General features: G+C 67.1%; 22 protein-coding genes and 1 tRNA gene. 10 read left to right on the forward strand and 13 right to left on the reverse strand.

Annotated features, from left to right (window positions below; all coding sequences use genetic code 11):
• The first annotated feature begins 89 nt into the window (after nt 1-89).
• Nucleotides 90-584 carry a TlpA disulfide reductase family protein gene (locus VGI62_RS01570; RefSeq protein WP_331502633.1) on the forward strand — a complete coding sequence of 165 codons (495 nt, stop codon included), beginning with the start codon at nt 90-92 and terminating at the stop codon, nt 582-584.
• A 49-nt stretch (nt 585-633) separates the two neighbouring features.
• Here VGI62_RS01570 and VGI62_RS01575 read toward each other — a convergent pair whose 3' ends face one another.
• Entirely contained in the window at nt 634-957 is a 324-nt protein-coding gene (locus VGI62_RS01575) for a hypothetical protein (protein WP_331502634.1), read from the reverse strand.
• Between the two features lie 159 nt (nt 958-1,116).
• A complete protein-coding gene (locus VGI62_RS01580; RefSeq protein ID WP_331502635.1) occupies nt 1,117-1,431 on the reverse strand; it encodes a hypothetical protein in 315 nt (104 codons plus the stop codon).
• Between the two features lie 117 nt (nt 1,432-1,548).
• Between VGI62_RS01580 and gatB the strand changes: the two genes are divergently transcribed.
• Nucleotides 1,549-3,045 carry an Asp-tRNA(Asn)/Glu-tRNA(Gln) amidotransferase subunit GatB gene (gene gatB, locus VGI62_RS01585; protein WP_331502636.1) on the forward strand — a complete coding sequence of 499 codons (1,497 nt, stop codon included), beginning with the start codon at nt 1,549-1,551 and terminating at the stop codon, nt 3,043-3,045.
• Between the two features lie 61 nt (nt 3,046-3,106).
• On the opposite strand, the gene VGI62_RS01590 is transcribed toward gatB, so the two are convergent.
• On the reverse strand, nt 3,107-3,649 hold the full coding sequence (locus VGI62_RS01590) for an RcnB family protein (RefSeq protein ID WP_331502637.1): 543 nt from the start codon (nt 3,647-3,649) through the stop codon (nt 3,107-3,109).
• Between the two features lie 158 nt (nt 3,650-3,807).
• Here VGI62_RS01590 and VGI62_RS01595 point away from each other — a divergent pair, with 158 nt between their 5' ends.
• From VGI62_RS01595 to VGI62_RS01605, 3 genes are all read left to right on the forward strand, one after another.
• Nucleotides 3,808-4,539 carry a glutathione S-transferase N-terminal domain-containing protein gene (locus VGI62_RS01595; protein ID WP_331502638.1) on the forward strand — a complete coding sequence of 244 codons (732 nt, stop codon included), beginning with the start codon at nt 3,808-3,810 and terminating at the stop codon, nt 4,537-4,539.
• 150 nt (nt 4,540-4,689) lie between these two features.
• A complete protein-coding gene (locus VGI62_RS01600) occupies nt 4,690-4,962 on the forward strand; it encodes a sel1 repeat family protein (protein WP_331502639.1) in 273 nt (90 codons plus the stop codon).
• Nucleotides 4,963-5,117: 155 nt separating this feature from the next.
• Nucleotides 5,118-5,207, forward strand: a tRNA-Ser gene (locus VGI62_RS01605).
• A 269-nt stretch (nt 5,208-5,476) separates the two neighbouring features.
• On the opposite strand, the gene VGI62_RS01610 is transcribed toward VGI62_RS01605, so the two are convergent.
• The 3 genes from VGI62_RS01610 to kynU all read right to left on the reverse strand — a co-directional run bounded on the left by VGI62_RS01610 (nt 5,477) and on the right by kynU (nt 9,980).
• On the reverse strand, nt 5,477-6,724 hold the full coding sequence (locus VGI62_RS01610; RefSeq protein ID WP_331502640.1) for a cytochrome P450: 1,248 nt from the start codon (nt 6,722-6,724) through the stop codon (nt 5,477-5,479).
• Nucleotides 6,725-6,845: 121 nt separating this feature from the next.
• Nucleotides 6,846-8,627: an ATP-binding protein gene (locus VGI62_RS01615; protein WP_331502641.1), complete on the reverse strand. Its 1,782-nt coding sequence runs from the start codon at nt 8,625-8,627 to the stop codon at nt 6,846-6,848.
• 120 nt (nt 8,628-8,747) lie between these two features.
• A complete protein-coding gene (gene kynU, locus VGI62_RS01620) occupies nt 8,748-9,980 on the reverse strand; it encodes a kynureninase (RefSeq protein WP_331502642.1) in 1,233 nt (410 codons plus the stop codon).
• A gap of 242 nt (nt 9,981-10,222) precedes the next feature.
• On the opposite strand from kynU, the gene VGI62_RS01625 reads away from it, so the two are divergent.
• Nucleotides 10,223-11,947, forward strand: coding sequence for a CocE/NonD family hydrolase (locus VGI62_RS01625; protein WP_331502643.1), 1,725 nt, complete (start codon nt 10,223-10,225; stop codon nt 11,945-11,947).
• A 7-nt stretch (nt 11,948-11,954) separates the two neighbouring features.
• On the opposite strand, the gene VGI62_RS01630 is transcribed toward VGI62_RS01625, so the two are convergent.
• Complete coding sequence (locus tag VGI62_RS01630) at nt 11,955-12,494, reverse strand: sigma-70 family RNA polymerase sigma factor (RefSeq protein WP_331502644.1); 540 nt, start codon at nt 12,492-12,494, stop codon at nt 11,955-11,957.
• A 211-nt stretch (nt 12,495-12,705) separates the two neighbouring features.
• Between VGI62_RS01630 and egtB the strand changes: the two genes are divergently transcribed.
• A complete protein-coding gene (gene egtB / locus VGI62_RS01635) occupies nt 12,706-14,964 on the forward strand; it encodes an ergothioneine biosynthesis protein EgtB (protein WP_331502645.1) in 2,259 nt (752 codons plus the stop codon).
• Between the two features lie 9 nt (nt 14,965-14,973).
• Here the strand turns inward: egtB and VGI62_RS01640 are convergent, their stop codons facing one another.
• The 4 genes from VGI62_RS01640 to VGI62_RS01655 all read right to left on the reverse strand — a co-directional run bounded on the left by VGI62_RS01640 (nt 14,974) and on the right by VGI62_RS01655 (nt 18,134).
• Nucleotides 14,974-15,186: a general stress protein gene (locus VGI62_RS01640; protein WP_331502646.1), complete on the reverse strand. Its 213-nt coding sequence runs from the start codon at nt 15,184-15,186 to the stop codon at nt 14,974-14,976.
• Nucleotides 15,187-15,365: 179 nt separating this feature from the next.
• Complete coding sequence (locus VGI62_RS01645) at nt 15,366-16,709, reverse strand: ATP-binding protein (RefSeq protein ID WP_331502647.1); 1,344 nt, start codon at nt 16,707-16,709, stop codon at nt 15,366-15,368.
• Nucleotides 16,706-17,449 carry a response regulator gene (locus tag VGI62_RS01650; RefSeq protein ID WP_331502648.1) on the reverse strand — a complete coding sequence of 248 codons (744 nt, stop codon included), beginning with the start codon at nt 17,447-17,449 and terminating at the stop codon, nt 16,706-16,708. The genes VGI62_RS01645 and VGI62_RS01650 overlap by 4 nt, the downstream gene beginning before the upstream one ends.
• 43 nt (nt 17,450-17,492) lie before the next feature.
• Complete coding sequence (locus tag VGI62_RS01655; protein WP_331502681.1) at nt 17,493-18,134, reverse strand: MBL fold metallo-hydrolase; 642 nt, start codon at nt 18,132-18,134, stop codon at nt 17,493-17,495.
• Nucleotides 18,135-18,383: 249 nt separating this feature from the next.
• Here VGI62_RS01655 and VGI62_RS01660 point away from each other — a divergent pair, with 249 nt between their 5' ends.
• Entirely contained in the window at nt 18,384-20,000 is a 1,617-nt protein-coding gene (locus VGI62_RS01660) for an APC family permease (protein ID WP_331502649.1), read from the forward strand.
• Between the two features lie 46 nt (nt 20,001-20,046).
• Nucleotides 20,047-22,491, forward strand: coding sequence for an ATP-dependent helicase HrpB (gene hrpB / locus VGI62_RS01665; RefSeq protein WP_331502650.1), 2,445 nt, complete (start codon nt 20,047-20,049; stop codon nt 22,489-22,491).
• Here hrpB and VGI62_RS01670 read toward each other — a convergent pair whose 3' ends face one another.
• A complete protein-coding gene (locus tag VGI62_RS01670; RefSeq protein ID WP_331502651.1) occupies nt 22,492-22,956 on the reverse strand; it encodes a carboxymuconolactone decarboxylase family protein in 465 nt (154 codons plus the stop codon).
• A gap of 190 nt (nt 22,957-23,146) precedes the next feature.
• Here VGI62_RS01670 and VGI62_RS01675 point away from each other — a divergent pair, with 190 nt between their 5' ends.
• A complete protein-coding gene (locus VGI62_RS01675; RefSeq protein WP_331502652.1) occupies nt 23,147-25,012 on the forward strand; it encodes a DUF3300 domain-containing protein in 1,866 nt (621 codons plus the stop codon).
• Between the two features lie 17 nt (nt 25,013-25,029).
• Here VGI62_RS01675 and VGI62_RS01680 read toward each other — a convergent pair whose 3' ends face one another.
• The gene (locus VGI62_RS01680) at nt 25,030-26,223 is read right to left on the reverse strand and encodes an alpha-hydroxy acid oxidase (protein ID WP_331502653.1); all 1,194 of its coding nucleotides are present in this window, start codon (nt 26,221-26,223) and stop codon (nt 25,030-25,032) included.
• Nucleotides 26,224-26,281 lie beyond the last annotated feature (58 nt).

The following is a 26,281-nucleotide window of genomic DNA, read 5'->3' on the forward strand; positions in this document are numbered from 1 at the left end:
CCTGACGCGGGCAATCTGCGCCGAAGCGCTGGGGCGTGGGGGGCCGGACTGTCGTGAAATCCTGGATAACCAGCGCGCTGGCGCTTGGCTTGTTGCTCGCGGCGAGCGCCGCACAGGCCTCCGATGTCGGCAAGCCTGCCCACGACTTCAGCCTGACGACGCTCGATAAGCAGGAGGTGACGCTGGCCGGCCTGAAGGGCAAGGTTGTCGTCGTAAACCGCTGGGCGACGTGGTGCACCCCATGCAAAGCCGAGATGGTCGCGTTTGAGAACTATCTGCGGACCCATCCGGGCACGGATCTGAAAATCTACGCCGTGACTGTCGAGTTGCAGTTCCCGAGCTCCAAGCTGAAACCGCTGCAGGGAGTCCTGTCGTTTCCGCTCGCAACCAGCATTTCCGGGGCCAGCTACCGCGTCAAGGAAGGGGTGCCGACGAGCTATGTGATCGATCGGGCGGGGACGCTACGCTACGCCGCGTCGGGCGCGTTCGACCTGGAGGGTTTTGATGCGCTGGTAACGCCGTTGCTGAAGGAACCGGCGCCGGACGCGCGGCCTGCGGCTTCAGCCACCTCCGCGGCGCGCTAGAAGGTGCGGCCTCCCGCCCCGAGGGGCGAGAGACTGCTATAATCCAAACCTACTTGCCGGCCTTGTCGAGGTCGGCCTGGATTTGCTTCAGCTTGGCGTCGTCGATGGCGCCTTGGCTCATCGGGGCGACCTGGGCCAGCGTCATGTCCTTGATCTGGTCCATGTACTGGTCAATGCCGGGAACGTCCTTTTCGAGGACCGCCTTGGAGGTCGGGTTGGCCCACAGGGCGCCGATGGTGGTCTTGTCGACCGACACCGGACCGCTCGCAGCGGCCGGCGCGGCGGCAGGAGCCGCGGCGGGCGCTTGAGCGAATGCCGGAACGGCGGCGAGGGTCGCGAGGGCGATAAGGCCCGCGGCGAGCTTAATGGTCATCTGATGGGTTCCTTCCCCGGGTGTTGATCCCGCCGAGCATGAACGCAGCGGCGGGGTGCGGCGCAAGCTTGATGCTTGAAGCGCGGCGCTGTTGATCCGTCGTCGAGCACAGGCGACCACCGACCCGCGAACGGGACGAGTGGGCGCACAAAAAAGACTCTATTTGATTTTGTCGAGCTCGGCCTGAATGGCCTTCAGCTTGGCGTCGTCGATCGCGCCCTGGCTCATCGGGGCGACCTGGGACAGCGTCATGTCCTTGATCTGGTCCATGTACTGCTCAAGCGTCGGCAACTCCTTCAGGAGCACCGCCTTGGCGGCCGGGTTGGCCCACAGGCTCCCGATCGGGGTCTTTTCGACGCTTAAGGGGCCTGCGGCGGCCGTCGCGGGCGCGGGCGGAGGGCCCGGTTGGGCGAAGGCCGGCGCAGCCGCCAGCGTGGCGAGGGCGGCCAGCGCCGCGAGGGTGGTGGTCTTCATGGGTTCCTTCCCCGAGGTTCCAATAGCGGCGTCCTTTGAGCCTGCTTTTGTAGCCTTGCGCAAGCTGACGCGCGCGTCACGCTTTCTCTGGGGCCTTCGGGGCGTTAGTGAGGCGGAATGACTGAGAAGAGCAAGTTGATCGAGGGCCGCACCGGCCCGTGGGAAATTGTCCTGGGGTTGGAGGTCCACGCCCAGGTGGCTTCGAACGCGAAGTTGTTCAGCGGCGCGGCCGTGGGATTCGGCGCTGGGCCGAACGAGCAGGTCTCGCTCGTGGATGCCGCCATGCCGGGCATGCTGCCGGTGATCAACCGGCACTGCGTTGAACAGGCGGTGAAGACCGGACTTGGCCTGAAGGCCCAGATCAATCTGAAGAGCCATTTCGACCGGAAGAACTATTTCTACCCCGACCTGCCGCAGGGCTATCAGATCAGCCAGTACAAGCATCCGATCGTGGGCGAGGGCGAGGTGACCGTCGAACACGATGATGGCTCGACCTTCACGGTTCGTATCGAGCGGCTGCACCTGGAACAGGATGCCGGCAAGAGCCTGCACGATCAGGATCCCGGCTCGACTTACGTCGACCTCAATCGCGCAGGCACGGCCCTGATGGAGATCGTCTCTATGCCCGACATGCGCTCGTCGGAAGAGGCGGCCGCTTACGTCAAGAAGCTGCGCACTATCCTGGTCTATCTGGGCACCTGCGACGGCGACATGGAGAAGGGCAACCTGCGGGCTGACGTGAACGTGTCGGTCTGCCGCCCCGGCGCCTACGAGAAGTTCCGCGAGACCGGCAGCTTCAGCCATCTGGGCACGCGCTGCGAGATCAAGAACGTCAACTCCTACCGCTACATCCAGCAGGCCATCGAGTATGAGGCGCGCCGCCAGATCGAGATCATCGAGGATGGCGGCAAGGTCGACCAGGAGACCCGGCTGTTCGATCCGGGCAAGGGGGAGACCCGGTCCATGCGCTCGAAGGAAGAGGCGCACGACTACCGCTACTTCCCCGATCCGGACCTCCTGCCGCTCGACCTCGATCCCGCCTGGGTCAAGGCTATCGAGGCGACCCTGCCGGAACTGCCCGACGCCAAGAAGGCCCGCCTTCAGTCCCAGTACGGGCTCTCGGCCTATGACGCCGGCGTGCTGATAACCGAGCAGGCCCGCGCCGACTTCTACGAGGCCGCCGCCAAGGGCCGCGACGCCAAGCTCACCGCCAACTGGGTGACCAACGACCTGGCCGCGCGGTTGACCGCCGGAGGGCTGGAGATCGCGGATTCGCCCATCGGCCCCGACGGCGTCGCCGAGCTGGTGCAGCTCATTGAGGAGGGCGTGATCTCCTCGAAGATCGCCAAGGACGTCTTCGAACGCATGTGGGCCGGGGAGGGCCGCGCGCGCGAGGTGGTGGAGAAGCAGGGGCTCCAGCAGGTCTCCGACACCGGCGCTCTTGACGCCATTATCGACAGGTTGATCGCCGGTAACCCCGGACAGGCCGCCCAGGTCAAGGACAAGCCCCAGGCCATCGGCTGGTTCGTCGGTCAGGTGATGAAGGAAACCGGCGGAAAGGCGAACCCGGGCCTCATCAACCGACTGCTTCGCGCCAAGCTCGGCGCCGGTTGAAGCCGCAGGCTCAGGGATAACGGCCCAGGGATCAGATCGAATCGATCTGATTGCGCCGGACCTAGTACGGCACCACGTCAAAGACCTGGCCGGTGGACCGCGAGACCAGCGCCATGCCGGCGGGCGTGCGCACCCAGTCATAGCCGCGCGGCGGCGGGCGCAGGCGATAGCGGCCAGGGTCCTGGATCACCTCGCCCCCGTAGGGTCCAAGATAGCCGCCGCGACGCGGAGCAGCCTGGTAGGGGCTTGGCGGCGGGGCGTAGGTGCGCGGGTCGGCGCGGCGCTCGTACCGAGGATCAGGACGCGTCTCGCGGCGGGGTTCCTGGCGCTCCCAGCGTCCGTCGCCGCGATATTCGGTCCCGCCCCGGTATTCGCCGCCCGGCCACGCCTGAGGTGGTGGCGCGCCGTGGCCGCCGCCGGGCATGCGGCCGTAACCGCCCGGCATGCGGCCGTAGCCTCCGGGCGCACGGCCGTCGCTCCCTGGGCCGTGCTGCTCAGGGCGGCCGCCGCCGTCGTGATGATCCTTCGCCATGGCCTCGCCGTTCGTCGCCAATAGACCGGCTACGAACACAGCGGCCGACGCGAAGGAGATCAGGCGTCGCATTCGCCGGTCGTCCTAAAAAGCCCCTCTGTCGGCGTTTACAATGTCAGGCACGCCTGAACTGCGCCTGAACAAATGTGGGCGATCTGCCCGTACGCTTGCCTATGTCAGAGGCTTGGCCATCTATCGTGGCAGAAGCGCGCGTAAAAGGGGAAGATCGCATGGTTCGACCGATCGAAGTTTACTACTGGCCGACGCCCAACGGGCACAAGATCACTATCGCGCTCGAGGAAATGGGCCTCCCTTACGAGATCAAACCGGTGAACATCGGTCGCGGCGAACAGTTCACCTCGGCGTTCCTGGCGATAAGCCCCAACAATCGCATGCCGGCCATTATCGATCCTGACGGACCTGACGGCGCGGCGATGTCGGTTTTCGAATCTGGCGCAATCCTCCAGTACCTTGGCCGCAAGACGGGGCAGTTCTACGGATCGGACGAGCGCACCCGCGTGCAAATCGAGGAGTGGGTGTACTGGCAGATGGCCAATCTCGGCCCAAACGCCGGCCAGGCGCACCACTTCCGAGGCTACGCGCCCGCGATGATCGCCGACCAGCGCCAGGTCGCCTACGGCGCCATCCGATATACCAACGAGGTCAACCGCCTCTATGGCGTGCTCGATGCCCGACTGCAGGGGCGTGAGTACATCTGCGGCGACTATTCCATCGCCGACATGGCCAGTTGGCCGTGGACCGTGCCCTGGAAGCTGCAGGGGATCGACCTTGAGGAATTTCCCAATCTGAAGGCGTGGTTCGCGCGCATGGAGGCCCGCCCCGCCGTCGCAAAGGCCATGCAGATCGGGCACGACATTCGCCGCGGCCCTGGCCTGCAGGCCACGGGCAAGGAGGCCGAAGAGGCGCGAAAGATGTTGTTCGGCCAGAGGGCGCGCCACTAGCACCGCGCGTGCGACCTGCAGGCCACATGAAAATCAGACAACGGCGGCTTTAACCATGTGTTCAGCGCCATGCCTGTTTCCTGAGGCTGCGATAGGGCCGGAACAGGGTTCCCAGAACGGGGGTTCGCCGGTCGCAACAGGGACAAGGTCATGCTTGCGCAGCTGCAAGTCGCCACCGAGGGATTGCCGTTGCCGGACGCTCAAGCGACCGGGGACGAGTTGTTCCGCCTGGGTCTGCTCTATTCGACGGGCCAGGGCGGGGCGCCGCTGGACTATGTTTCGGCTCACATGCTGTTCAACCTTGCCGCCATGCGCGGCTCGGTCGAGGCCAAGGTGTACCGTAAGGAGATTTCCGAGGAGATGGCCTCCGACGACGTCGCCGAAGCGCAACGCCAGGCCCGCGAGTGGCTTGCCCAAGGCTGAGAGGCCGTGTTTGGCCATGAGCTTCCGTTTGCGGCCGAGGCGCACAGCCGTCTAGGCAGAGCCGCGCGCGTCAGCTAGAAACCCGCTCCCAGCTCGGCCGGCCGTTAGGCCGCCTGCTGCTGGATCGGGCGCCGAGCGAAATCTCGACGTCTCAAGGTGACGTGGCCGAGTGGCTGAAGGCAACGGTTTGCTAAATCGTCATACCTGAAAGGGTATCGAGGGTTCGAATCCCTCCGTCACCGCCACTTCTATCTGAAATGATTGAAGTTTCCGACCGTGCCGGGTCGGAAATCCACCGACCGGCCCGCCAAAGGAAAAAATGGCGGTCAGCGGCTGGCCCTGGCCGTCGGCCCGGCAGTCTGACACAGCGCTGGCGCTCGCCGTGTCCTCGGAGGCTCTAAGCGAATCACCACTGGGGAACGGATTTGGTGACGAGCAATTTCGGCCGCGAACTGGATCGAAGCCTGGCACGGCTCAAACCTGCAGCCCTTCGCTAAACCAGGTTCGCCGCCGCTCAGGCCGCTGCCGGAATACGGACCGTCAGTTGGCGATAGGCGCGCAGGAAGCAGGACTTCAGCCGCACAGGCTTGTCCAAGACCTCGATCGTCGGGAAGCGCTTCAGGATCTCCTCCCAGACGATCTTCAGCTGCATCTCCGCCAGCCGCATGCCGACGCAGCGGTGGATTCCGAAGCCGAACGAGACGTGGTGGCGTGGACGCTCGCGGTCGATGATGAATGCCTCGGGGTTCTCGATCGCCGTGTCGTCCCGGTTACCCGATACGTACCACATCACCACCTTTTCGCCGGCCGTGATGGTCTTGCCGCCAAGCTGGAAATCGGCCCTTGCGGTGCGGCGCATGTGGGCAACCGGGGTCTGCCAGCGAATGATCTCAGGGATCGTCGAGTCCAGCAGCGCCGGATTGGCGCGAAGCTTGGCGAGCTGATCCGGATTCTGGGTGAACGCGATCAGGCCGCCGGTGATCGAGTTGCGGGTCGTGTCGTTGCCGCCGACGATCAAGAGGATGATGTTCCCCAGGAACTCCATCAGCGGCATTTCCTTGGTGGACTCGCCGTGGGCCAGCATCGAGATCAGGTCGTTCGCGGGCGGGGCGTCGACGCGCTGGTCCCAAAGGCCCTTGAAATAGGCGGCGCACGCCATGAGCTCGGCGTGAACCTCATCGCGGGTCATGACATCGCTCATGTCGGTGACGGCGAGGTCGGACCAGTAGCGGAGCTTGTGACGCTCCTCGAAGGGAAAGTCGAATAGGGTCGCCAGCATCTGAACGGTGAGTTCCACCGATACCCGCTCGACCCAGTCGAAGGGCTCGCCGATCGGTAATTCGTCGAGGATCTTCGCGGCCCGGCTGCGGATCAGAGGCGCGAAGTTGGCGAGGTTGTCGGAGGAGACGATCGGCGCAATCGTCTTGCGCTGCACGTCGTGTTTCGGGGGGTCCATGGCGATGAAGTTGGGCATCTGCATGTCATCGTCGGCGGGGTCGTAGATCGAGATCGCGCCCTGGGAAGAGAAGACGTCGTGATGCGTCTCCACCTCGACGATGTCGTCGAACTTGGTCACTGACCAATAAGGCCCGAACTCGCTCTCGGCGCAGTAGTGGACCGGGTCCTCGCGGCGAAGGCGCTCGAAGAAGGGCCAGAAGGTGTCGGTGACGAAGCGGTCCTGCAGGCTGACGTCGATCTTATCGAGGGGCGTCGAATACGCTTCGGCGCGCGCGGCGTCGAAGGCGGCGGCATCGTCGGCCATGGCCGGTCCTCCGTTTCAGCTCGGAGGGAAGGTGAGACCCGCCTTACCGATCTGGCAAGGGGCGTTCGCAATCCGACCGGTGGCGCGGCCTGACCTAGTGCGATGGTCCGTCGTGCGCCTGTCAGGCCGCCGAGGCCGTTCGGCTGAACGGGACCGACTGCGCCGGGGGCGATTCAACGACTTGCGCGATGGCCGCAAAGAGGGCGGTTGCATCGATGGGCTTGGGCACCATCTGGTCCATGCCGGCCGCCTTGTACTCGGCTACCTGATGGGTCATGGCGTTGGCCGTCACCGCGATGATCGGCGTGTGGCGCAACCCGCGCGCCCGTTCGCGGTCGCGGATAGCCAGTGTCGCGGCCACGCCGTCCATCACCGGCATCTGGATATCCATAAGGATCACATCCCAGTCCTGCACCTCCCAGGCCTCCAGGGCCTCGCGTCCGTTCTCGACAACGGTCGCGATGATGCCGGCCTGATCCAGCAGGGCTTTCAGCACCACGCGGTTGGTAACGTTGTCCTCGGCGGCGAGGATTCGGATTTCGCGAGGGGTCACGGCCGCCGGCGTCGGGGATCTCTGGGGGCCGACGGCGGAAGGGCGCGCGTCGACCCGTGGCAGGGGCAGCCTCAGGATGAAGGTCGAGCCACCGCGCGGCTCGCTCTCGGCCTCGATCGCGCCGCCCATCAGGAGGGTCACCTCACGGCAGATGGCGAGCCCGAGGCCGGCGCCGCCATACCGGCGGGTGCGGCTCGCGTCGGCTTGGAAGAAACCGTCGAAAAGGCGCTCGAGATCCACCGCAGCAATGCCGATCCCGGTGTCAGCGACGCGGAACACCAATCCGTCGGCTTCCCACGTCGCGCTGAGGGTCACTCCGCCCGTGTCGGTGAACTTAACCGCGTTGTCGGCCAGGCTGTATAGCATGCGCCGGATGCGCGGCGAGTCGCCCTCGTAGTGGCCGCGGGCGGCGGCGTCGATCTCAAAGGAGAAGGATAGACCCTTCTTTTCGGCGAGCGGCTGATAGGCGGCGACAATGCCGCGCATCAGGTGTTCCAGGTCGAACTCAGCCACTTCCAGCTCGAGGGCGCAGGCCTCGATCTTGGAAAGATCGAGGAGATCGTTCAGCACCGCCAGCAGGCTCTCGCTCGAGCGGCGGATGACTCTCACCTGTTCGTACTGCACCTGCGTCAGCGGTTCGGCGGCGAGCGCTTGGGTCATGCCCAGCACCCCGTTCAGCGGCGTGCGCAACTCGTGGCTCATCGTCGCCAGGAAGTCCGACTTGGCGCGGTTGGCCTGTTCGGCCGCGCGCTCTCGTTCCTCCGCAGCCTCGCGTGCGGTCATCAGCTCGTTCCAGGCGGCGGCAAGCTGCCCCCGGGCCGACCAGAGCTGCACGGCAACGGTGACCATGGTGAAGCAGGCGACAAGCGCACGCCAATTATGACCATGCGCCAGAGCGATCGCGGCCTGATTGTAGGTCACCAGGCCCAGCACCGCGGCATACGGCGACAGGCACGCGATCAGAATCCGCCAAGAGCGGTAGTAGCACATGAGCACGTGCACCATGGAGACGCTCATCAGGGCGAAGGCGAAGAGGCGCTCGCTGGGTCCGCCCCGGGCGATCAGTGCGAGCGCCGCCAGGGCCGAGAGGCTCGTCGCCACGATGCGCGCGAGGACCGCCCAGGCTCCGGCCGCGCTCGTAAAGCGGCCGCCCCTGGCGACGACGCGCAACAGAATATCCTCGAGCGCCAAAACCACGAACGCCGCCACCGACCAACCGAGCACCCAGCGCCAGGGCGTCACGGTCAGGAGGGCGATGACGATCATGGCCAGTCCGCTGGCCTGAATGACCAGGTTCCGGCTGATCTGAACGGCGAAGACCATTGTGTTCGGCAGCGGGCTTCGCATCATGGTCCGGCGTCCTGGGCGGGGAGACATGGTTGACGACTCCGCTCAGTCGCCAACCTGCCCGCAATTTACTGACGCAATGTTACGACCATCAGTTGCAAATGATGTCGCTGCACTCTGAGGTCAGGTGACCGCCGCGCGCGTTTGGAACTCCACCCGGTCCCAGGCCCGGGTGGCGAGCACTTCGCAGAGGATTTGCGCCGCCTCCCAGACTTCGGCGAAGCCCAGGAACAGCGGCGAGAAACCGAAGCGTGCGATGTCCGGCGCACGGAAATCGCCCACCACCCCGCGCGCCATCATGGCCTGGACCAGCGCATATCCCTGAGGATGGGAGAAGGCGACGTGAAGTCCCCGCGCTGCGCCGTCCCGCGGGCTCGCCAACGCGAGATCGGGATCGACGTTGCGGGCCTCCACCTCGGCGATGAACAGGTCTGTCAGCGCCCGGCCCTTAGCCTCCACCGTCCCGGGATCGGCTTCCAGCTGCAGGTCGACACCGACCTCTAGCGCCGCCAGACCAAGGATCGGCGGGGTTCCGGTGATCTGGCCGCGAATGTCCGTAGCCGGACGATAACCATCCTCGAAGGCGAACGGCTCTGCGTGGCCCATCCAGCCGGTCAGCGGCGAGCGGATCGAGGCCTGGTGACGTTTGGCCACGAACAGGAAGGCCGGCGCGCCAGGTCCGCCGTTCAGGTACTTGTAGCTGCAGCCCACCGCCAGGTCGGCCCCTGCAGCGGTCAGGTCGACGGCGATAGCGCCTGCGCTATGGCACAGGTCCCAGAGCACCAGAGCGCCTTTGGCGTGGGCCAAAGCGGTCACCTTCGCCATGTCCCAACGGAGCGCTGACTTATAGTGGACGTGAGTCAGCACGACGACGGCGGTGTCCTCATCGATGGCGGCGATGAGGTCTTGCGGCGCCACGGTCTTCAGCTTGGCGCGCTCGCCCAGCAGCGCGGTCAGGCCCTGGAGGGCGTAGAGGTCGGTCGGAAAGTTGCCGAATTCCGACAGAACGGTTTTCCGGCCTGGCCGAAGCGACAGCGCGCCGGCGGCCAGCTTGAAAAGGTTCACGGAGGTGGAATCGGCGACGACGACCTCATCGGGCTGAGCCCCGAGCAGCCGGGCGATCTTGGACCCGACCCGCATGGGTGCGGCGATCCATCCGGCTTCATTCCAGCTGCGGACCAAGCCTTCACCCCACTCCTCGCGAATCGTTTCGGCGAGGCGCTGATGGGCCGCCAGCGGAGGCGGGCCGAGTGAGTTTCCGTCGAGGTAGATCACGCCTGGCGGCAGGGCGAACGCGCCGCGGAACCTCGCCAGCGGATCGGCCGCGTCCAGCCCTTCGGCGTCTTGCCGGGTCACGGCGCCGGATCTGGATTTCAGCGGACGCATGGAAGCGTCTTAGTGCGCGCCGGCGGAGCCTGGAAGGGCGCGCGCGATAAGGCGCGCTGGCGTCGAGCCCCGGCCGGCCTGTTCCAGGTCCGTCTACGGGCTGACATCAGTGAGGTTGGCGTGCTTACATCGTCTCGGCCCGACGTCATGCGTCAGCGGCATTTGAACCAAGCCATTTTCGCGGGCGCAAAGACCCGCCGGGGGATTCCACGATGAGCAAACTGACCCATTTCGCCCTGGCCTTGGCGCTGGCGACGAGCCCGGCCTACGCGTTGGAGCCGGCGGCGAAGCCCGCAGTGGCGACGCCCGCCCCGAAGTGGCCTGGCCTGCCGCCGGGCGCGGTCGAGGAGATGGCTGCGATGCGCGACGGCGTGAAGCTCGCCGCCAACGTCTTCAAGCCCGCGGGAACCGGTCCATGGCCCGTGGTGATGACCCGCACGCCCTATCTGAAGGACGGCCGCCTCGACAAGGAGCACGATCCGGATGGCGCGAAGATGCGCGCGGCGCTCGTCAAGCAGGCCAAGCACTACACCGATGCGGGCTTCGTCTTCGTGCTGCAGGACGTACGCGGCAAGGGGCGCAGCCAGGGCTTCTACGCCGCGTTCGAGAACGACATCGAGGACGGCTACGACAGCGTCGAATGGGCCGCCGCCCAGCCCTGGAGCAACGGCAAGGTCGGCCTCTCCGGAGGCTCGGCGATGGGCATCACCTCCAACGAGGCGGCCATGGCCGCTCCGCCGCACCTGAAGGCGGCCTACGTCGTGGTGGCGCCCTACGACCTCATGCAGAACAGCTACATGGGCGGGGTGCTGAAGGAGAAGGACGTCCTCGGGTGGTCGAAAGGGCAGGGCGTTTCGGACGCGGTGCTCGATGGCCAGCGTCGGCGGGTCGCGGACGACATCATCTGGAACCGCAGCGCGATGAGCACGAACCGCAAGTACATCCAGATCCCGATCTACAACGTCGGCGGCTGGTACGACATCTTCGACCACGGGAACATTTCGAACTTCGAATATCTGCAGAACCAAGGAGCGAAGGGCGCGCGGGGCAACCAGAAGCTCCTGATGGGGCCGTTCGGCCATGGGACGCTGAGCGGGAACCTGGAATATCCGGGCTTCGACCGGCTGAACCTGGCCGGCGACCAGGAGATACGCTGGTTCGACTACTGGCTGAAGGGCGTCGACAACGGGATCATGGATGAGCCGCCGGTCAGCTACTACATGATGGCCGCAGCGGAGAAGGGCGCGCTCTCGCCCAAGAACCGCATGCTGACCTCGGCGAACTGGCCGCCGGCCAACCGCGAGGTGCGCTACTATCTAACCCACGACAAGGTGCTCAGCGCCAAGGCCCCGACGGGCGACGGCGTGAAAGTCTCCTACCGCTTCGACCCGGCCAACCCGGTCCCCACCGTGGGCGGCGCCAACCTGACCTTCGAACGCGGACCGATGGATCAGCGCGCGATCGGCCCGCGGGGCGACTACCTGCGCTTCCAGACGCCGGCGCTCGACAAGGATGTGACGATCGCAGGGCCCGTAAAGGTTGAACTCTATGGGGCCACCGATGGCCCCGACACCGACTTCATGGCCAAGCTGGTCGACGTCTATCCGGACGGCTACGAGGCCCTCGTGCTGGACGCTCCCGTCCGCGCCCGCTACCGCCACGGGCGCATGCCCGACGAGGTGAAGATGATGACGCCCGGCGCGCCAGAGGAGCTCGACATCGACCTCTGGTCCACCGCGATCACCTTCGAAAAGGGCCACAGGATCGCGTTGCACATCACCTCGTCGAGCAGCCCGCGCTTTGAAGTGAATCCCAATACCGGCGAGGCGCCGGGAGAGCACAGGCAGGCACCCCGCGTGGCGACCAACAGCGTCTTCATGGACGCTGCCCATCCGTCGGCGTTGGTCCTGCCGGTCGTCTATCCCGACGCGAAGTAGGCCGCGTTCAGGCGCGTCCGGCGACGGCCATGGTCTCCACGACCATGACGTCGGCGCCGTCCCCGGCGTCCATTATCTTCCGGAGCCGGGCCCGGGCGCGGTTCACGCGGCTCTTGATGGTGCCAAGTGCACAGCCGCAAATCTCGGCGGCCTCATCGTAAGAGAGGCCCGCCGCGCCGACCAGGATAAGCGCTTCACGATGCTCGGCCGGAAGCTTCTGCAGGGCGGCCTGCAGTGAACGCATGGCGACCCGCCAGTCCTGGGTCGGAGCGGATTTCAGAGACGCGGCATACTCGCCCGCCTCGTCGCGCACCTCGCGGCGGCGGCGCAGGACGTGCGTGTAGTAGGTGTTGCGCAGGATCGTGAAGAGCCAGGCGCGCAGGTTGGTGCCGGGCTCGAATTTCTCTCGGTTGGTCCACGCCTTCACCAGGGTGTCCTGGACCAGATCATCGGCATCCGATCCATTGTGGCTCAGAGACCATGCGAAAGCTCGCAGCGCGGGGATCATGCCGATGACTTCGTCCCGCCAGACGGACGTCTCGATCATCAGGACCTCGAAAGGTTCCCAGCAAACCCGACAGTTCACCGGACGCTCCCCAGCGTTCGATGAACGCGGCCCCGCTTCAGTCCGTTCCGGAAGCAACCATCCCTTTTTCTGAACGCTGTTTGCCGGGTGCGGTTGGCGCCGGGGTCCGGAGTGCTTAGGTCTGGCCCCTGCGCGGAGAGCGTGTCCGGCGACGGACGCGGAGAGGAGGCACATGGCCCAGTCCGATGATCCGCAGGCGCTCGCCACGGCGCAGGCCCTCAGTCCTGCCTCCGGCAGCGCCAAGCCGCCATCGAGCGCAAGCCACCGCTACCGCGCCCTTCGCCAGGCGACCGAAGCGCTCACGCGCTCACTGACTGCGGAGGATCAGCTCGCTCAGTCGATGCCTGACGCCAGTCCCACCAAATGGCACTTGGCGCATACCACCTGGTTCTGGGAAACCTTCCTGCTGATCCCCGGCTTGCCAGCCTACAGGCCATTCGATCCGCGCTTCCACTACCTGTTCAATTCCTACTACGAGGCGCTTGGGCCCCGGCAGCCAAGGCCGGAGCGCGGTCTTCTTACGCGGCCGTCACTGGACGACGTGCTGGCCTATCGGGCGCATGTCGACGAGGCCATGGGCCGCCTGCTGGCCGATGATGCTGGCGCGTTCAGCGACCTGTTGGAGCTGGGCCTGGCCCACGAAGAGCAGCATCAGGAGCTGATCCTGATGGACATCCTGCACCTTTTCGCCCAGTCGCCGCTGCAACCCGCCTACGCTCCGCCGCGCTGGGGTGTCGCCAATCCGGTTTCGCCCGATCCGCTGCGCTTTGTCCGCTTCGAGGGCGGGCTGGTAGAGGCAGGTCATGGGGGGCCAGGCTTCGCCTTCGACAACGAGGGGCCGCGCCACAGGGTCTGGCTGGAAGCCTTTGAATTGGCTGACCGGCTGGTGACCAACGCCGAATGGTTGGCCTTCATGGCCGATGGCGGCTACCGCCGTCCCGAACTGTGGCTCGCCGAAGGCTGGGCGCGCGCCCAGGCCGAGGGCTGGCAGGCGCCGCTCTATTGGCGGGCCGACCCAGGTAGGGAAGACACCTGGAGCGCGATGACGCTGCACGGGCTACGTCCCCTCGATCCTGCCGCCCCGGTGTGCCATGTCAGCTTCTACGAGGCCGAGGCTTACGCCGCCTGGGTCGGCGCACGCCTTCCGACGGAGGCGGAGTGGGAACATGCGGCGCAAGGCTTGCCGGTCGCCGGCAATTTCACCGCCTCTGGCCGCCTCGCAGCAGCCGCCCCGCTGTCCGGGGCGGGCCTGCGCCAGATGTTCGGCGATCTTTGGGAGTGGACGCGTAGCGCTTACGGGCCTTACCCGGGGTTCAGTCCCTCGCCCGGCGCCGTCGGGGAATACAACGGCAAGTTCATGGCCGGGCAGTTCGTCCTGCGCGGCGGTTCCTGCGTGACGCCGGCTGGCCACCTGCGCGCCAGCTATCGCAATTTCTTCTATCCCCAGCAGCGCTGGATGTTCTCAGGCGTGCGCCTGGCGCGCGACGCCGCTGCCGCCGATGCGTCCCAGGTTACCGACGCCTTCGAGGCCGACGTGCTGGCCGGCCTCGCCAGACCCCAAAAGTCGGTTCCGCCGAAATATTTCTATGACGCTGAGGGTTCGCGGCTGTTCGAGGCGATCACTGAGCTGGCGGAGTACTATCCCACCCGCACCGAAATCGCGTTGCTGCGCCGGATCGCGCCGGAAATCGCCGGGTTGATCTCACCTGATGCAGCACTGGTCGAGTTCGGCAGCGGGGCGAGCGTCAAGACCCGCATTCTGCTGGACGCCGCCCCGCACATCGGCGTCTACGCGCCCATCGATATCAGCCGATCCGCGCTGGACGAGGCTGCCGCAGCTGTCCGCCGCGACTACCCGGAGCTCATCGTGGCTCCGCTGCTGGAGGATTTCACCCGCGCGCTCACCTTGCCGCATGCCGCGCAGGCAAGGCCGGTCACCGGTTTCTTCCCCGGTTCGACGATCGGCAATTTCACACCTGATGAAGCCGAGGTGTTCCTGGTTGGCGCGCGGAGCCTGCTGGGCCAGGGCGCTCGGTTCCTCGTGGGAATCGACGTCGTGAAAGCGCCGGAGACCCTGGTTGCGGCTTATGACGACGCTCTTGGGGTCACCGCGGCGTTCAACAAAAACCTGCTGGCGAGGATCAATCGCGAACTTGGCGCCGATTTCGACCTGACGGCCTTTCGCCATCGCGCTCTGTGGAACCCCGACCAGAGCCGGATGGAAATGCACTTGGAGAGCACCAGGGACCAGCGCGTGAGAGTGGCCGGCCGCACCTTCACCTTCGCGAAGGGCGAAACCTTGCACACCGAGAACTCCTACAAGTTCACTGTCGAGGCCTTCGCCGCCTTAGCGCACAGGGCCGGCTGGACGCTGGAAACCAGTTGGCTCAGCGCCGAGCCCACCTTCGCCGTAGTCTCGCTTATCGCCTAGGCGAGGAAGTCAGGACTCTCGACCGCGCGTGCGTCCGCCACCGCGGCTGGCTTCGCCGCCTTTGCGGCCTGCGGAGGCCGCGAGATCGCGATCCTTCGCAAAGCTGCGCTTCTCGCCCGGTACGCTGGCCCCGCCCTTGCGGGCGATCTCGCGGCGGCGTTCGGGGTTCATGGCAGCGAAGCCGCGGCGGGCTCTCGGCTTGCCAGAGTCGACGGTGGGCATATCGTACGCTCCTCAATGCGTCTTGGGCGTTGCGGTTCAGCTAACCCGCGAGACGTGGCCAAGGTTGCGTCCGAGTCGGCGCCTTTTCTGGGCAAAGCACGACAATGGCCCATGGCGCCGCTGGAAAAGCGCCCTTTGGAGGCTCGATCACAAGCTCGCGATCAGCCCGATTTTTCGACCTAGAGTGGCAACTGAACCCGAACTGTCAGGCCGCCGCCGCTTCGGTTGACCAGGTCTACATCGCCGCCGTGGCCGCGGGCGATTGAGCGCACCACAGCCAAGCCAAGGCCGATCCCGCCCGTCTGGCGGCTGCGCGAGGGCTCGCGACGGTAGAAGGGCTCGAAAACCTTTTCGCAGTCCGCTGGCGGGATACCGGGGCCGTCGTCCTCGATCTCGACAAAAGCATTGGCGGCGTCGCGGAACACTCGCGTGCGGGCCCGACCACCGAACTTGACGGCGTTGTCCAGCAGGTTCGCGAACAGCCGTCGTAGCGCCATCGGGTCGCCCTCCAGCACCACCTTTTCTCCCGACTCCACTTCGGTGGAGGCGCCGGTTTCGGCCATCTCGTCGCAGAGGCTCTCCAGGAGCGACGAGAGCTCCAGCGGCGTGCGCTCGCCTGGCCTGCTCGCATCGCGAACGAAGGTCAGCGCTGCGGAGATCATCGCCTCCATCTGATCGATGTCGTTCGCCATTTTGGCCCGCTGGTCTTCGGGCAGGCTCTCGATGCGGAACCGCAGTCGGGTCAGCGGAGTGCGCAGGTCATGGGCGATGGCGCCAACCATGGCCGTGCGGTCCTCGACATAGCGACGCAGGCGCTCCTGCATGTCGTTGAAAGCGCGCACGGCGACGCGGATCTCCATAGGCCCCTTCAGCGCCAGCGGCTCGGCGCGTGGGTCGCGGCCCAGCCGTTCGGCGGCATCGGCGAAGAGCCGGATGGGCGCGGAGAGCCTACGGGCGAACACATAGGCGACGGGCGCCATGGCGATGGCCGACAGCACGAACCACAGGGCGATCCGTTGTTGCCAGGGTGTGAGGCCGAACGCCGGCTCCGGCCGAACCACCCGCCAGCGGCCGTCCGGTTGTCGGATGCCGACATCGAACGGGGCGATGAGGAAATGCTCCTCGCGAACCCCCTCACGAGCGATTCGTTCGCGTATGATGCGGAACACCCGGCGGTCGGCGAATGGCCCGGCCTTGGTGGCGATCACGACGCTATCGGCCGGAATGCCGAGGTCCTGGGCAAACTGAGCGCGTATGCGCGGCGCCGTGAGGCCTTCCATCGCCGGTCCCGGCGGCCTGTCGGCGGTTGTCACCTGGAGCTGTCGGCGCTCGGTGAACGACGGCGCGTTGCCGCGGAAGGTCTGCTCGATCTCCGAGAGCCGGTAGAAGTCTGGCGTCGGCGGCGGCAGATTGAAGATCAGGAAGAGGCTGATCGCCTGGGCCGCAACCAGGGTCAGGCCGGTCAGCGTCGCGAGTTGGACGAACAGTGAACCGGTGGGCCTGGAGCGGAGGTCGAACCTCACGTGCGCTTGACCTTCGCCGTGAACATGTAGCCCTCGTTGCGGATCGTGCGGATCAGTTCGTGGCCACCGCCGCCGTCGTCCAGCTTGCGTCGCAGCCGGCTGATCTGCACGTCAATCGCTCGGTCGAAGGCGTCGGAGTCAGGCCCGCGCGCGAATTCCAGCAGCTGGTCGCGGGTGAGGACCCGTTGCGGCCGTTCCACGAAGGCGCGGAGCAGGCTGAATTCGCCTGACGACAGGTTCACCACCACGCCGTGGGGGGAGCGCAGCTCGCGGCGCACCAGGTCGAGGCGCCAGCCGGCGAACTCGCAGCCCGCGCCGACACCGCCCGTCGTGCTACGTTGCTCGGCGCGACGCAAAACCGCGCGCACCCGCGCCAGCAGTTCGCGCGGATTGCAGGGTTTGGCCAGATAGTCGTCGGCGCCCAGTTCCAGCCCGACGATGCGGTCGGTGTCCTCGCCCATCGCCGAGAGCATGATGATCGAGGGTCCGCCTTCGCTGCTTGCGAACCGGCGGCAGATCGCCAGGCCGTCTTCGCCAGGCAGCATGACGTCCAGGACGATCAGGTCGACTGGGCCGCGCTCCAGCGCCTGCTCCATCTCCTGGGCGTCGCCCGCAGTGTCGACCTTATAGCCGTGCTTGCCCAGGAAGTCGGACACCACGTCCCGGATACCGGGGTCGTCGTCGACCATCAGGATGCGGGCGCCTGAGGTGGTCATATCGAGAATTGGCTCCATGGCCATGACGTTGGCTGCGACGGGTAACGTCCAGATTTCGCGGCTGAAATCACTGGCGCGACAAGACGACGTCGGCGACAAAAGGATTGGTTTGCCGCTCCTGGCCGAAGCTCGACATCGGCCCGTGCCCCGGCACAAAGCGGACGTCGTCGCCCAGCGGCCAGAGCTTGCCCGTGATCGCCGCGATGAGATCGGCGTGGTTGCCGCGTGGGAAGTCGGTGCGCCCGATCGAGCCCTGAAACAGAACGTCGCCAACCTGAGCGAAGCGGGCCTCACGGTGGAAAAAAATCACGTGGCCCGGGGTGTGGCCCGGACAGTGGTAAACCTCGAACTCGGTTTCCCCCAGCGACACCTTGTCGCCGTCCCGGAGCCACCGGTCAGGCGTGAACGCCCGCGCCTCGGGCATCCCCCACTTCGCGCCGGAAGCCTCGATCTGGTCGATCCAGAAACTGTCGTCTGGATGTGGTCCCTCGATAGGGACGCCGGTGGCCTCCTTGAGCGCAGCTGTCCCACCTGCGTGGTCCAGGTGGCCGTGGGTGATCCAGATCTTTTCGAGCGTAAGTCCTTGATCCTTAATGGCCTCCAGAAGGCGAGGAACCTCGCCGCCGGGGTCGATGACCGCGGCCTTCAGGGTCTTGGCGCACCAGACGATGGTGCAGTTCTGCTGTAGCGGCGTCACCGGCGCGATCATGGCGCGGATCGGGAGCGGGGGTTTCGTGCCGTCCAAGGGGCGTCCTTACACCAGCGGGGCCGACGGACCGGGCGCCGCCGAAATTCCCCCTTAGAATAGGTCTCGCGACCGAATTCACAACAAAGTCCGGCAGCTTAAGGGCAAAACCATGCGCGGCCACTCATTGCCCGCGCCAGCCGACACCGCTAGCGTGCGCCAACGCTCGTCTTGGGGGGCGTCGCGAGTCACGGCAACGGGGAATTCCCACTTATGGCGAACGCTTCAGGGGTAGGGCGCATCTTTCTGCGCAAGTCGGTCGCTCAGATTCAGGCCGAACATGAACATGGCGAGCTGAAGCGCTCGCTCGGCGCGCTCAATCTGGTTCTCCTGGGGATCGGCTGCATCATCGGGACCGGCATATTCGTGCTCACCGGCCGCGCCGCCGCACAGTTCGCCGGCCCTGGGATCATGATCTCGTTCATCATCACCGGCACGCTGTGCGCCTTCGTGGCGCTCTGCTATGCCGAATTGGCCTCGGCGCTGCCTGTCTCGGGTTCTGCCTACAGCTACACCTACGCCTCGATGGGCGAGGGCGCGGCCTGGGTCATGGGCCTGCTGCTGCTTCTGGAATACGGCCTCGCCGCCTCGACGGTCGCCGTCGGCTGGTCGGGCTATTTCGTAAGCCTGCTCCACGACATAGGCCTTACGATACCGCCGGCCCTGACCGCAGCGCCCGGTGTCGCCGTCAAGGACGCCACAGGCGCGGTGATCGCAACCGGCGTGATGAACCTGCCGGCCATCGTGATCATCGGCCTGGTCACCATGCTCCTGGTCCGCGGGGTCACGGAATCGGCGACGGTCAACAATATCATCGTGGCCATCAAGCTGACGGTGGTGATCGCCTTCATCATCATCGGCATCAAGTATGTGCACCCCGCCAACTGGGCGCCGCTTGTTCCCGCCGAGATCCCGGCTCGCGGGCCGGAGGTCAACATGGACATCTGGCACCAGATCGGCCGTGCGCTTTCGGCCGTCGTCACCGGCGACACCAGCCACAAGTACGGCATCGGCGGCGTGATCCACGGGGCGGCGATCATCTTCTTCGCCTACCTGGGCTTCGAGGCGGTCTCTACGGCCGGCGCCGAGTCGCGCAATCCGGGCAAGGACATGCCGATCGGCATCCTGGGCGCGTTGGTCGTTTGCACCATCCTCTACATCATGACCTCCGCGGTCCTGGTCGGCATCGTGCCCTACAATCTGCTGGATGTTCCGGCGCCGATCGCCCTGGCGACCGACACGATGGGATTGAAGTGGTTCTCGGTCCTGGTGAAGATCGGCGCGATCGCAGGCCTCTCCAGCGTCATGCTGGTGCTGCTCTATGGCCAGACGCGCATTTTCTACACCATGAGCCGTGACGGCCTGCTGCCGGCTTCGCTCGCGACCGTGCACAAGAAGTTCCTGACGCCGTGGATCAACACCATCATCGTTGGCATCGCCGCCATGGGCGCGGCGGGCTTCCTGTCGCTCGATGCGCTCTCGGACCTGTCCAACGTAGGCTCGCTCGCGGCCTTCACCCTGGTCTGCATCACCGTCATCTACCTGCGGGTCAGCGAGCCTGGTCTGACCCGACCGTTCCGCACTCCGCTCTACCCTGCCGTGCCGATCCTGGGCGCGATCATGTGCCTCGTGCTGCTCATGAGCCTGATGTCGACGCCGGCGACCCGGAATTTCTTCCTGGGCTATCTGGTGATCGGGATCGTGGTCTACTTCATCTATGGGATCCGCGCCTCGAAGCTGGGCCGCGGCATCATCGTCGGTCCGCCCGCCGAGGGGGGACCTCGTGAACTGCCGCACCGCGTGGGCGAGGAGCCCAAGGGGCAAGGCTAAATCCAGGGACTAGGACGTAGATCGCGGCGCGCTCTAGAAAGAGCTGGTGCCGTCCGGACTCCCGATCGATGAAGCCCTTCCCGGGCTGAAGGCGGCGCTCTCGCAAGGGAGCGCCGCTGTCCTTGTGGCCCCGCCCGGGGCGGGCAAGACCACCGTCGTGCCGCTCGAGTTGCTAAACGAGCACTGGACGGCCGGGGGCAAGATCATCGTCCTGGAGCCACGGCGCCTGGCCGCACGCGCCGCCGCCGAGCGGATGGCCGCGACGCTCGGGGAGCCTGTCGGCCTGACGGTCGGATTTCGCGTCCGATTGCAGTCGAAAGTCTCCGCCGCCACCCGCATCGAGGTGGTCACCGAAGGGGTCTTCACGCGGATGATCCAGACCGACCCGGAATTGGCCGGGGTCGCCTGCGTGATCTTCGATGAGTTCCACGAACGCAGCCTCGATGCCGACCTGGGCCTGGCGTTGGCGCGCGACACGCAAGGCCTTCTGCGCGGGGATCTGCGTCTGCTGGTGATGTCGGCAACCCTCGACGGGGCGGCAGTGGCCCGGCTTCTGGACGAGGCGCCGGTGATCGAAAGCAAGGGCCGGGCCTGGCCTGTCGAGACCTACTATCTGGGCCGCGACGAACGCCTTCGCCTTGAGGACCGGACCGTGCGCGCCATCGACAGGGCCCTGGTCGAACAGGCTGGAAGCCTGCTGGTGTTCCTTCCAGGCCAGGGCGAAATCCTGCGCACGGCTGAACGCCTGGCCGAGCGCCTGCGAGACCGGACGGTCGAGGTGGCTCCGCTCTATGGCGCGCTGGATACGCGTGACCAGGACCGCGCCATCGCGCCGGCGTCGGAGGGAAAGCGCAAGGTGGTGTTGGCCACCTCCATCGCCGAGACCAGCCTGACCATCCAAGGCGTCCGGGTGGTCGTCGATTGCGGCTTGGCGCGCGTTCCGCGCTTCGATCCGGCCAGCGGCCTCACGCGCCTGGCGACCGTGAGGGTCTCCAGAGCCGCCGCCGACCAGCGTCGGGGACGGGCCGGCCGCACGGAGCCGGGCGTTTGCTACCGCCTGTGGGACGAGGCCGAGACCCGCGCACTGCCAGCCTACGTCGACCCTGAGATCCTCGATGCCGACCTCTCCGGCCTTGCGTTGGACCTCGCCCGCTGGGGCGCGAAGGACGCCTCCAGCCTCGCCTTCCTCGATCCGCCGCCCGGCCCCGCCTTTACTGAAGCCAGGAACCTGCTCGTCCGCCTCGAGGCCCTCAGTCACGACGGTGTCCTGACCTCTCACGGCAGGGCCCTGGCCGATATGCCGCTCGCTCCGAGGCTCGCCCACATGGTGCTGAAGTCGGCCCAATCCGGGCAGGCAGTGCGGGCCGCGCGCATCGCGGCCCTGATCACGGAGCGCAATCTCGGCGGTCGCGACGTCGACCTGCGCCATCGCCGCGCAGCCTTTGATCGCGACCGTAGCCCTCGAGCCCGCGACGCCAGGGCGCTTGCTGACCGCTGGGCCGGGATGACGGGCCGCCCTGGGAAGGGCGAGGAACTATCCGATGGCCTGCTGCTGAGCTTCGCCTACCCGGAACGGATCGCGCGCGCCCGCGGCCCCAAGGGGGAGTTCCAGCTGGTCAGTGGCCGGGGCGCGTTCGTCGAGCCGACGGACGCCCTGGCCCGCGAGACCTGGCTGGCGGTGGCCGAGCTGGGCGGCGGCGAGCGCCGCGACCGCATCTTGCTGGCTGCGCCATTGGCGGAGAGCGAGCTCCTCGACGCCTTCGCAGGCCAGTTCACGGTCGAGGATCGGCTGGAGGAGAGCGGGGCAGGGCGCCTGCGCGCCAAACGCCTCACGCGTCTGGGCAGGCTGGTCGTGCGTGAGAGTATCGACGACAAGCCCGACCCAGCTCTGATAGCCGCAGCTCTGGCCGAGCGCGTGCGCGCTGAGGGTCTCGACCTGCTGCCGTGGAGCGATGGCGCGATCGCGCTGCGCCGGCGCGTGGCGTTCCTCCGCGGCCGGGACCCGGCCTGGCCAGACCTCTCCGACGAGGCCCTGATCAGCGACCTGGACCATTGGTTGACGCCGATCCTTGGAGGCGTGCGATCACTGGAAGCCCTGAAGACCGACGACCTGGAAGGCGCATTGCGAGCCCTGGTTCCCTGGGACATGCACCGCCGCCTGGACGCCGAGGCCCCCGCCCGCTGGACCGCGCCCACCGGCAACAGCTTCGCGATCGACTATGCCGCAGAAGCAGGGCCGCGCGTTGATGTCCGCGTGCAGGAGGTCTACGGCTTGGCCGCCCACCCATACGTGGCGGGCGTCCCGATCACGCTCTCCCTGCTCTCTCCCGCCCATCGCCCGGTGCAGACCACCAAGGACCTGCCGGGCTTCTGGAAAGGCTCCTGGAAGGACGTACGGGGCGATATGCGCGGCCGCTATCCGAAGCACCTTTGGCCGGAAGACCCTGCCGCCGCGGAGCCGACGGCCCGGGCCAAGCCGAGAGGGACCTGATTAGGCGGCCGCCTTCAGCCTCGCGTCGTTGGGATGCTCCACGCGTAGACCAATGGCGATCCGGTTCCAGCTGTTGATCGCCGTGATCAACACGGTCAGATAGACGATCTCGGCCTCGCTGAACTCGGAGGCCACGGCCTCATAGTCAGCGTCCGGCGCGTGAGTTTCGTGGATCCTGGTCAGGCTCTCGGTCCAACCCAGAGCCGCCCGCTCGCGCGGCGTGTACATCTTGGACTCCCGCCAGGCCTCCAGCAGGTAGATGCGCTCTTCCCGCTCGCCGTGCGCTCGGGCGTCGGCAGTGTGCATGTGCAGGCAATTGCCGCATTCATTGATCTGCGAGGCGCGGATCTTCACAAGCTCCATCAGCGCAGGCTCAAGCGTGCTCTCGGCCAGGATCGGGCCTAGCGCCATCAGCGGTTCGAGTGCTCTCGGGGCCGCGGTGTAGAAATTCAGTCTTTGGGTCATTAGCCACTCCAAACGTTGCCAACCCTAGACGCGCGAGACCGGCCGTTCGCGACATCCTTGCGCCCGACATCCGGAGTCCACCCGATTTCCGGGGCCGTGCGGCTTGCTAAGACGCACTGCCCAGCCGGCTGGACCCAGCGGGCCGCGAAGGTGGTTTGATGCGCTCGGCTGACGGAGCTCGAAGGGCTTGATGATGACGCGGGCTCCCATGCGCCTGGCGGTCGCAGCAGTCTTCCTGCTCGCCGACTGCTCGCCCAAGTCGCCGACGAACGGTCAGGCCCATGCGCCGGCGGCCCCGGCCGCCCCGGCCGTTCCGCCGGTGACGGCCGCCGAAAAATACTCCAACGAGCAGCTCGAAGCCCTGCTGGCGCCCATCGCACTCTATCCAGATGAGCTCCTCACGCAGGTCCTGATGGCCGCGACTTATCCAACTGAGATCGTGACGGCGCATCGCTGGCTGAGCGAAGGGGCCAACAAGTCGCTCAAGGGCGCGGCGCTGGAGACGGCGCTGAAGAGCCAGCCCTGGGATCCGTCCGTCAAGTCGCTCGTCCCGTTCCCCCAGGTGCTGGATCCGATGAACCAGCACCTCGATTGGACCCAGCAGCTCGGCTACGCCATGCAGGTCCAGCAGAACGACGTGTTCAACACGATTCAGCGGCTGCGGCTCAGGGCGCAGCGGGCCGGCCATCTGAAGTCCGGCCCGCAGATGAGGGTGACGACGCAACCGAACCCGCCGGCGCCTGCGAACTCGCCGCCGCCGCCGGCCGACTTGCCGGCGCAGTCGATCGTCATCGAGCCGACCCGTCCTGAGGCAGTCTATGTGCCGACCTACGATCCGTCGGTGGCCTACGGCCAATGGACCAATCCGACGCCACCGGTCTATTACCCGCCGCAGCCGGCCTACTATCCGGGCTACGTCCCCGGCCAGGCGCTCGCCACCGGCCTGATGTTCGGAGCAGCCGTCGCGATCACAGCGGGGCTGTGGGGCTGGGCGCGCCCGTCATGGGGCTGCTGCTGGAGCGGCTACGGCGGCGGCTATGGCTACTCCAACGTCAACGTCAACGTGAACAACTACAATAACCTGAGCGGCGGCAACCGCACCTGGAAGGGTGGCCCCAATGGGGCCTGGCGGCCGAACGCGCCGGCGAATCGGCCGGGTGGCGGCGTGAACCGACCCGGCGGCCCGGTCGGACGCCCGGGTGGCGCCGGAGGGATTGGCGGAGTCGGCGGTCCAGGCGGAATCGGCGGCGCAGGCCGGCCTGGTGGCCCAGGTGGAGTGGGTGGCCCAGGTGGAGTGGGTGGCCCAGGCAGGCCGGGGGGCGTTGGCGGTCCAGGTGGCGCGGGCACGCCGGGCGGCCCAGGTGGCCCAGGCGGCATCGGCGGCGCAGGCAGACCCGGTGGCGCCGGAGGTCCTGGGGGGGTGGGCAAACCCGGAGGTGTCGGCGGTCCAGGCGGAGTGGGTGGCCCAGGCAGGCCGGGGGGCGTGGGCGGCGCAGGTGGCGCGGGTAGGCCGGGCGGCGCAGGCGGAGTCGGAGGCGCGGGCAAGCCCGGCGGGCCGGGTGGGGCAGGCGGCGTTGGCGGCGCAGGCCGGCCTGGAGGAGCCGGTGGAGTTGGCGGCGCTGGCAGGCCGGGCGGGGTTGGTGGCGTCACAGGCCCAGGCGGCGGCCAGGCGTCGACCCGTCCTGCCCCGGGCGGCCGTGGCGGGGCCTCGGCAGGCGCAGGTGGTGGCAGGGGAGGGCAAGCCGCGTCGCGTCCTGCTCAAAGCGGCAGGGGCGGGCAACCGGCTCGTCCTACACAAGGCGGCTTTGGCGGGCCTGCGGCGGGCGCTGGAGGCGCCAGGGGCGGCCAGGTCGGGGCTCGTCCCGCGCAAGGGGCTCGCGGTGGCGCGGCAGGCCAGGCGCAAAGAGGTGGCCGGAGCGGCGCTCCCTCCCATGGCGCCCGAGGTGGCGGTGGCCACCACCGGAGCAGCCATCACGGTGGCGGCGCGAGCCGTGGCGGAGGTGGCGCCAGTCGCGGCGGTGGCGGTGGCGGACGCGGCGGCGGCGGCCGCCGCTGAAGGGCCCCGCGCTCGACCTAAGCCTTGTGGATGAGCGTCCCCGCGGTGATTTCCTTCAACGACCGCGCGCCGACGCCGGCCATCGCCAGCCGAAGTTCGTTGTTCAGCAGATCCAGAGTTCGCTCGACACCAGGCTGGCCGAAGGCGCCAAGGCCCCAGATGTAGGGGCGCCCGATGCCGACCGCGCTCGCCCCCAGGGCAAGCGCTTTAAGCGCGTCGGTTCCGCGCCGCACGCCCCCATCCACCAGCACCGGGATGCGCCCGCGCACCGCAGCCACCACCTCGGGCAGCGACTCCAGCGTGCCCCGCTCCGTCTCTGTCGCCCGGCCGCCGTGGTTCGACACGACCACGCCGTCGGCGCCGTATTTCACAGCCAGAGCCGCGTCCTCGCCGGACTCCAGCCCCTTCACCAAAACCTTCATCCGGGTCTTGTCCCTCAGCCGGCGGACGAAATCCCAGGTCAGCGCCGCTGAGGTGTTCGAGGTCACCTGCCTGAGGTCGAGGCCCGCCACCATCGGCCGGGTGGTCCACGAAGACCCACCGGCCGCGTGGCAGGCGGTGCACTGGCGCGTGTCGCTGCGGATTGCCCGGCTCAGAGTTTCGGTATTGCGTCCGATCGGCAGGTCCACGGTGACCGCCACCGCCGTACATCCGGCCGCCTCGGCGCGCGCCACCATCTTCATGGCGTAGTCCAGGTTCTGCGTCGTATAGAGCTGGAACCAGATCGGCGCGCCCCGGGCCTGAGTCACCTCCTCCACCGAGCAGGAGGCGACGGTCGAGAGCACCTGTAGCGTGTTGCGTGACCTTGCCGCGCGCGCCACGGCGACTTCGCCCTCGGACTGGAACGCCTTCTGCGAACCCAGCGGGCACAGGAATATCGGGCCGGCGTAGCGGGTTCCGAACAGTTCCACGCCCATGTCGAGCCGGCTGACGTCCACCAACCGGCGCGTGCGCAGCTGGTATCGGCCGAAGGCGGCGCGGTTGGCGTTCATCGTAGCCTCGCCGTCGACGCCGGTCATCAGATAGCCCCAGTGCGCGGGCGGGATGCTCCGGCGCGCCACCCCTTCAAGGTCGAACACGTCCAGCGCATCGCCTGCCTTGGTCACCAGTTCCGCGGCCGGCGCTTGCGTATGGCCGGGCGTTGCGAGGCCCAGCCCCGCGTAGAAGGGACTGGCCGCCAAGAACCTCAGGAAAGCTCGCCGATCGTCCATCCCGCCCCCGCAGTGTCGATCTCTCAAGACTGCAATGGGCGACGCTTTGTCGTCGGGC

The organism is Phenylobacterium sp., from assembly GCF_036495085.1.
Classification (GTDB): Bacteria; Pseudomonadota; Alphaproteobacteria; order Caulobacterales; family Caulobacteraceae; genus Phenylobacterium.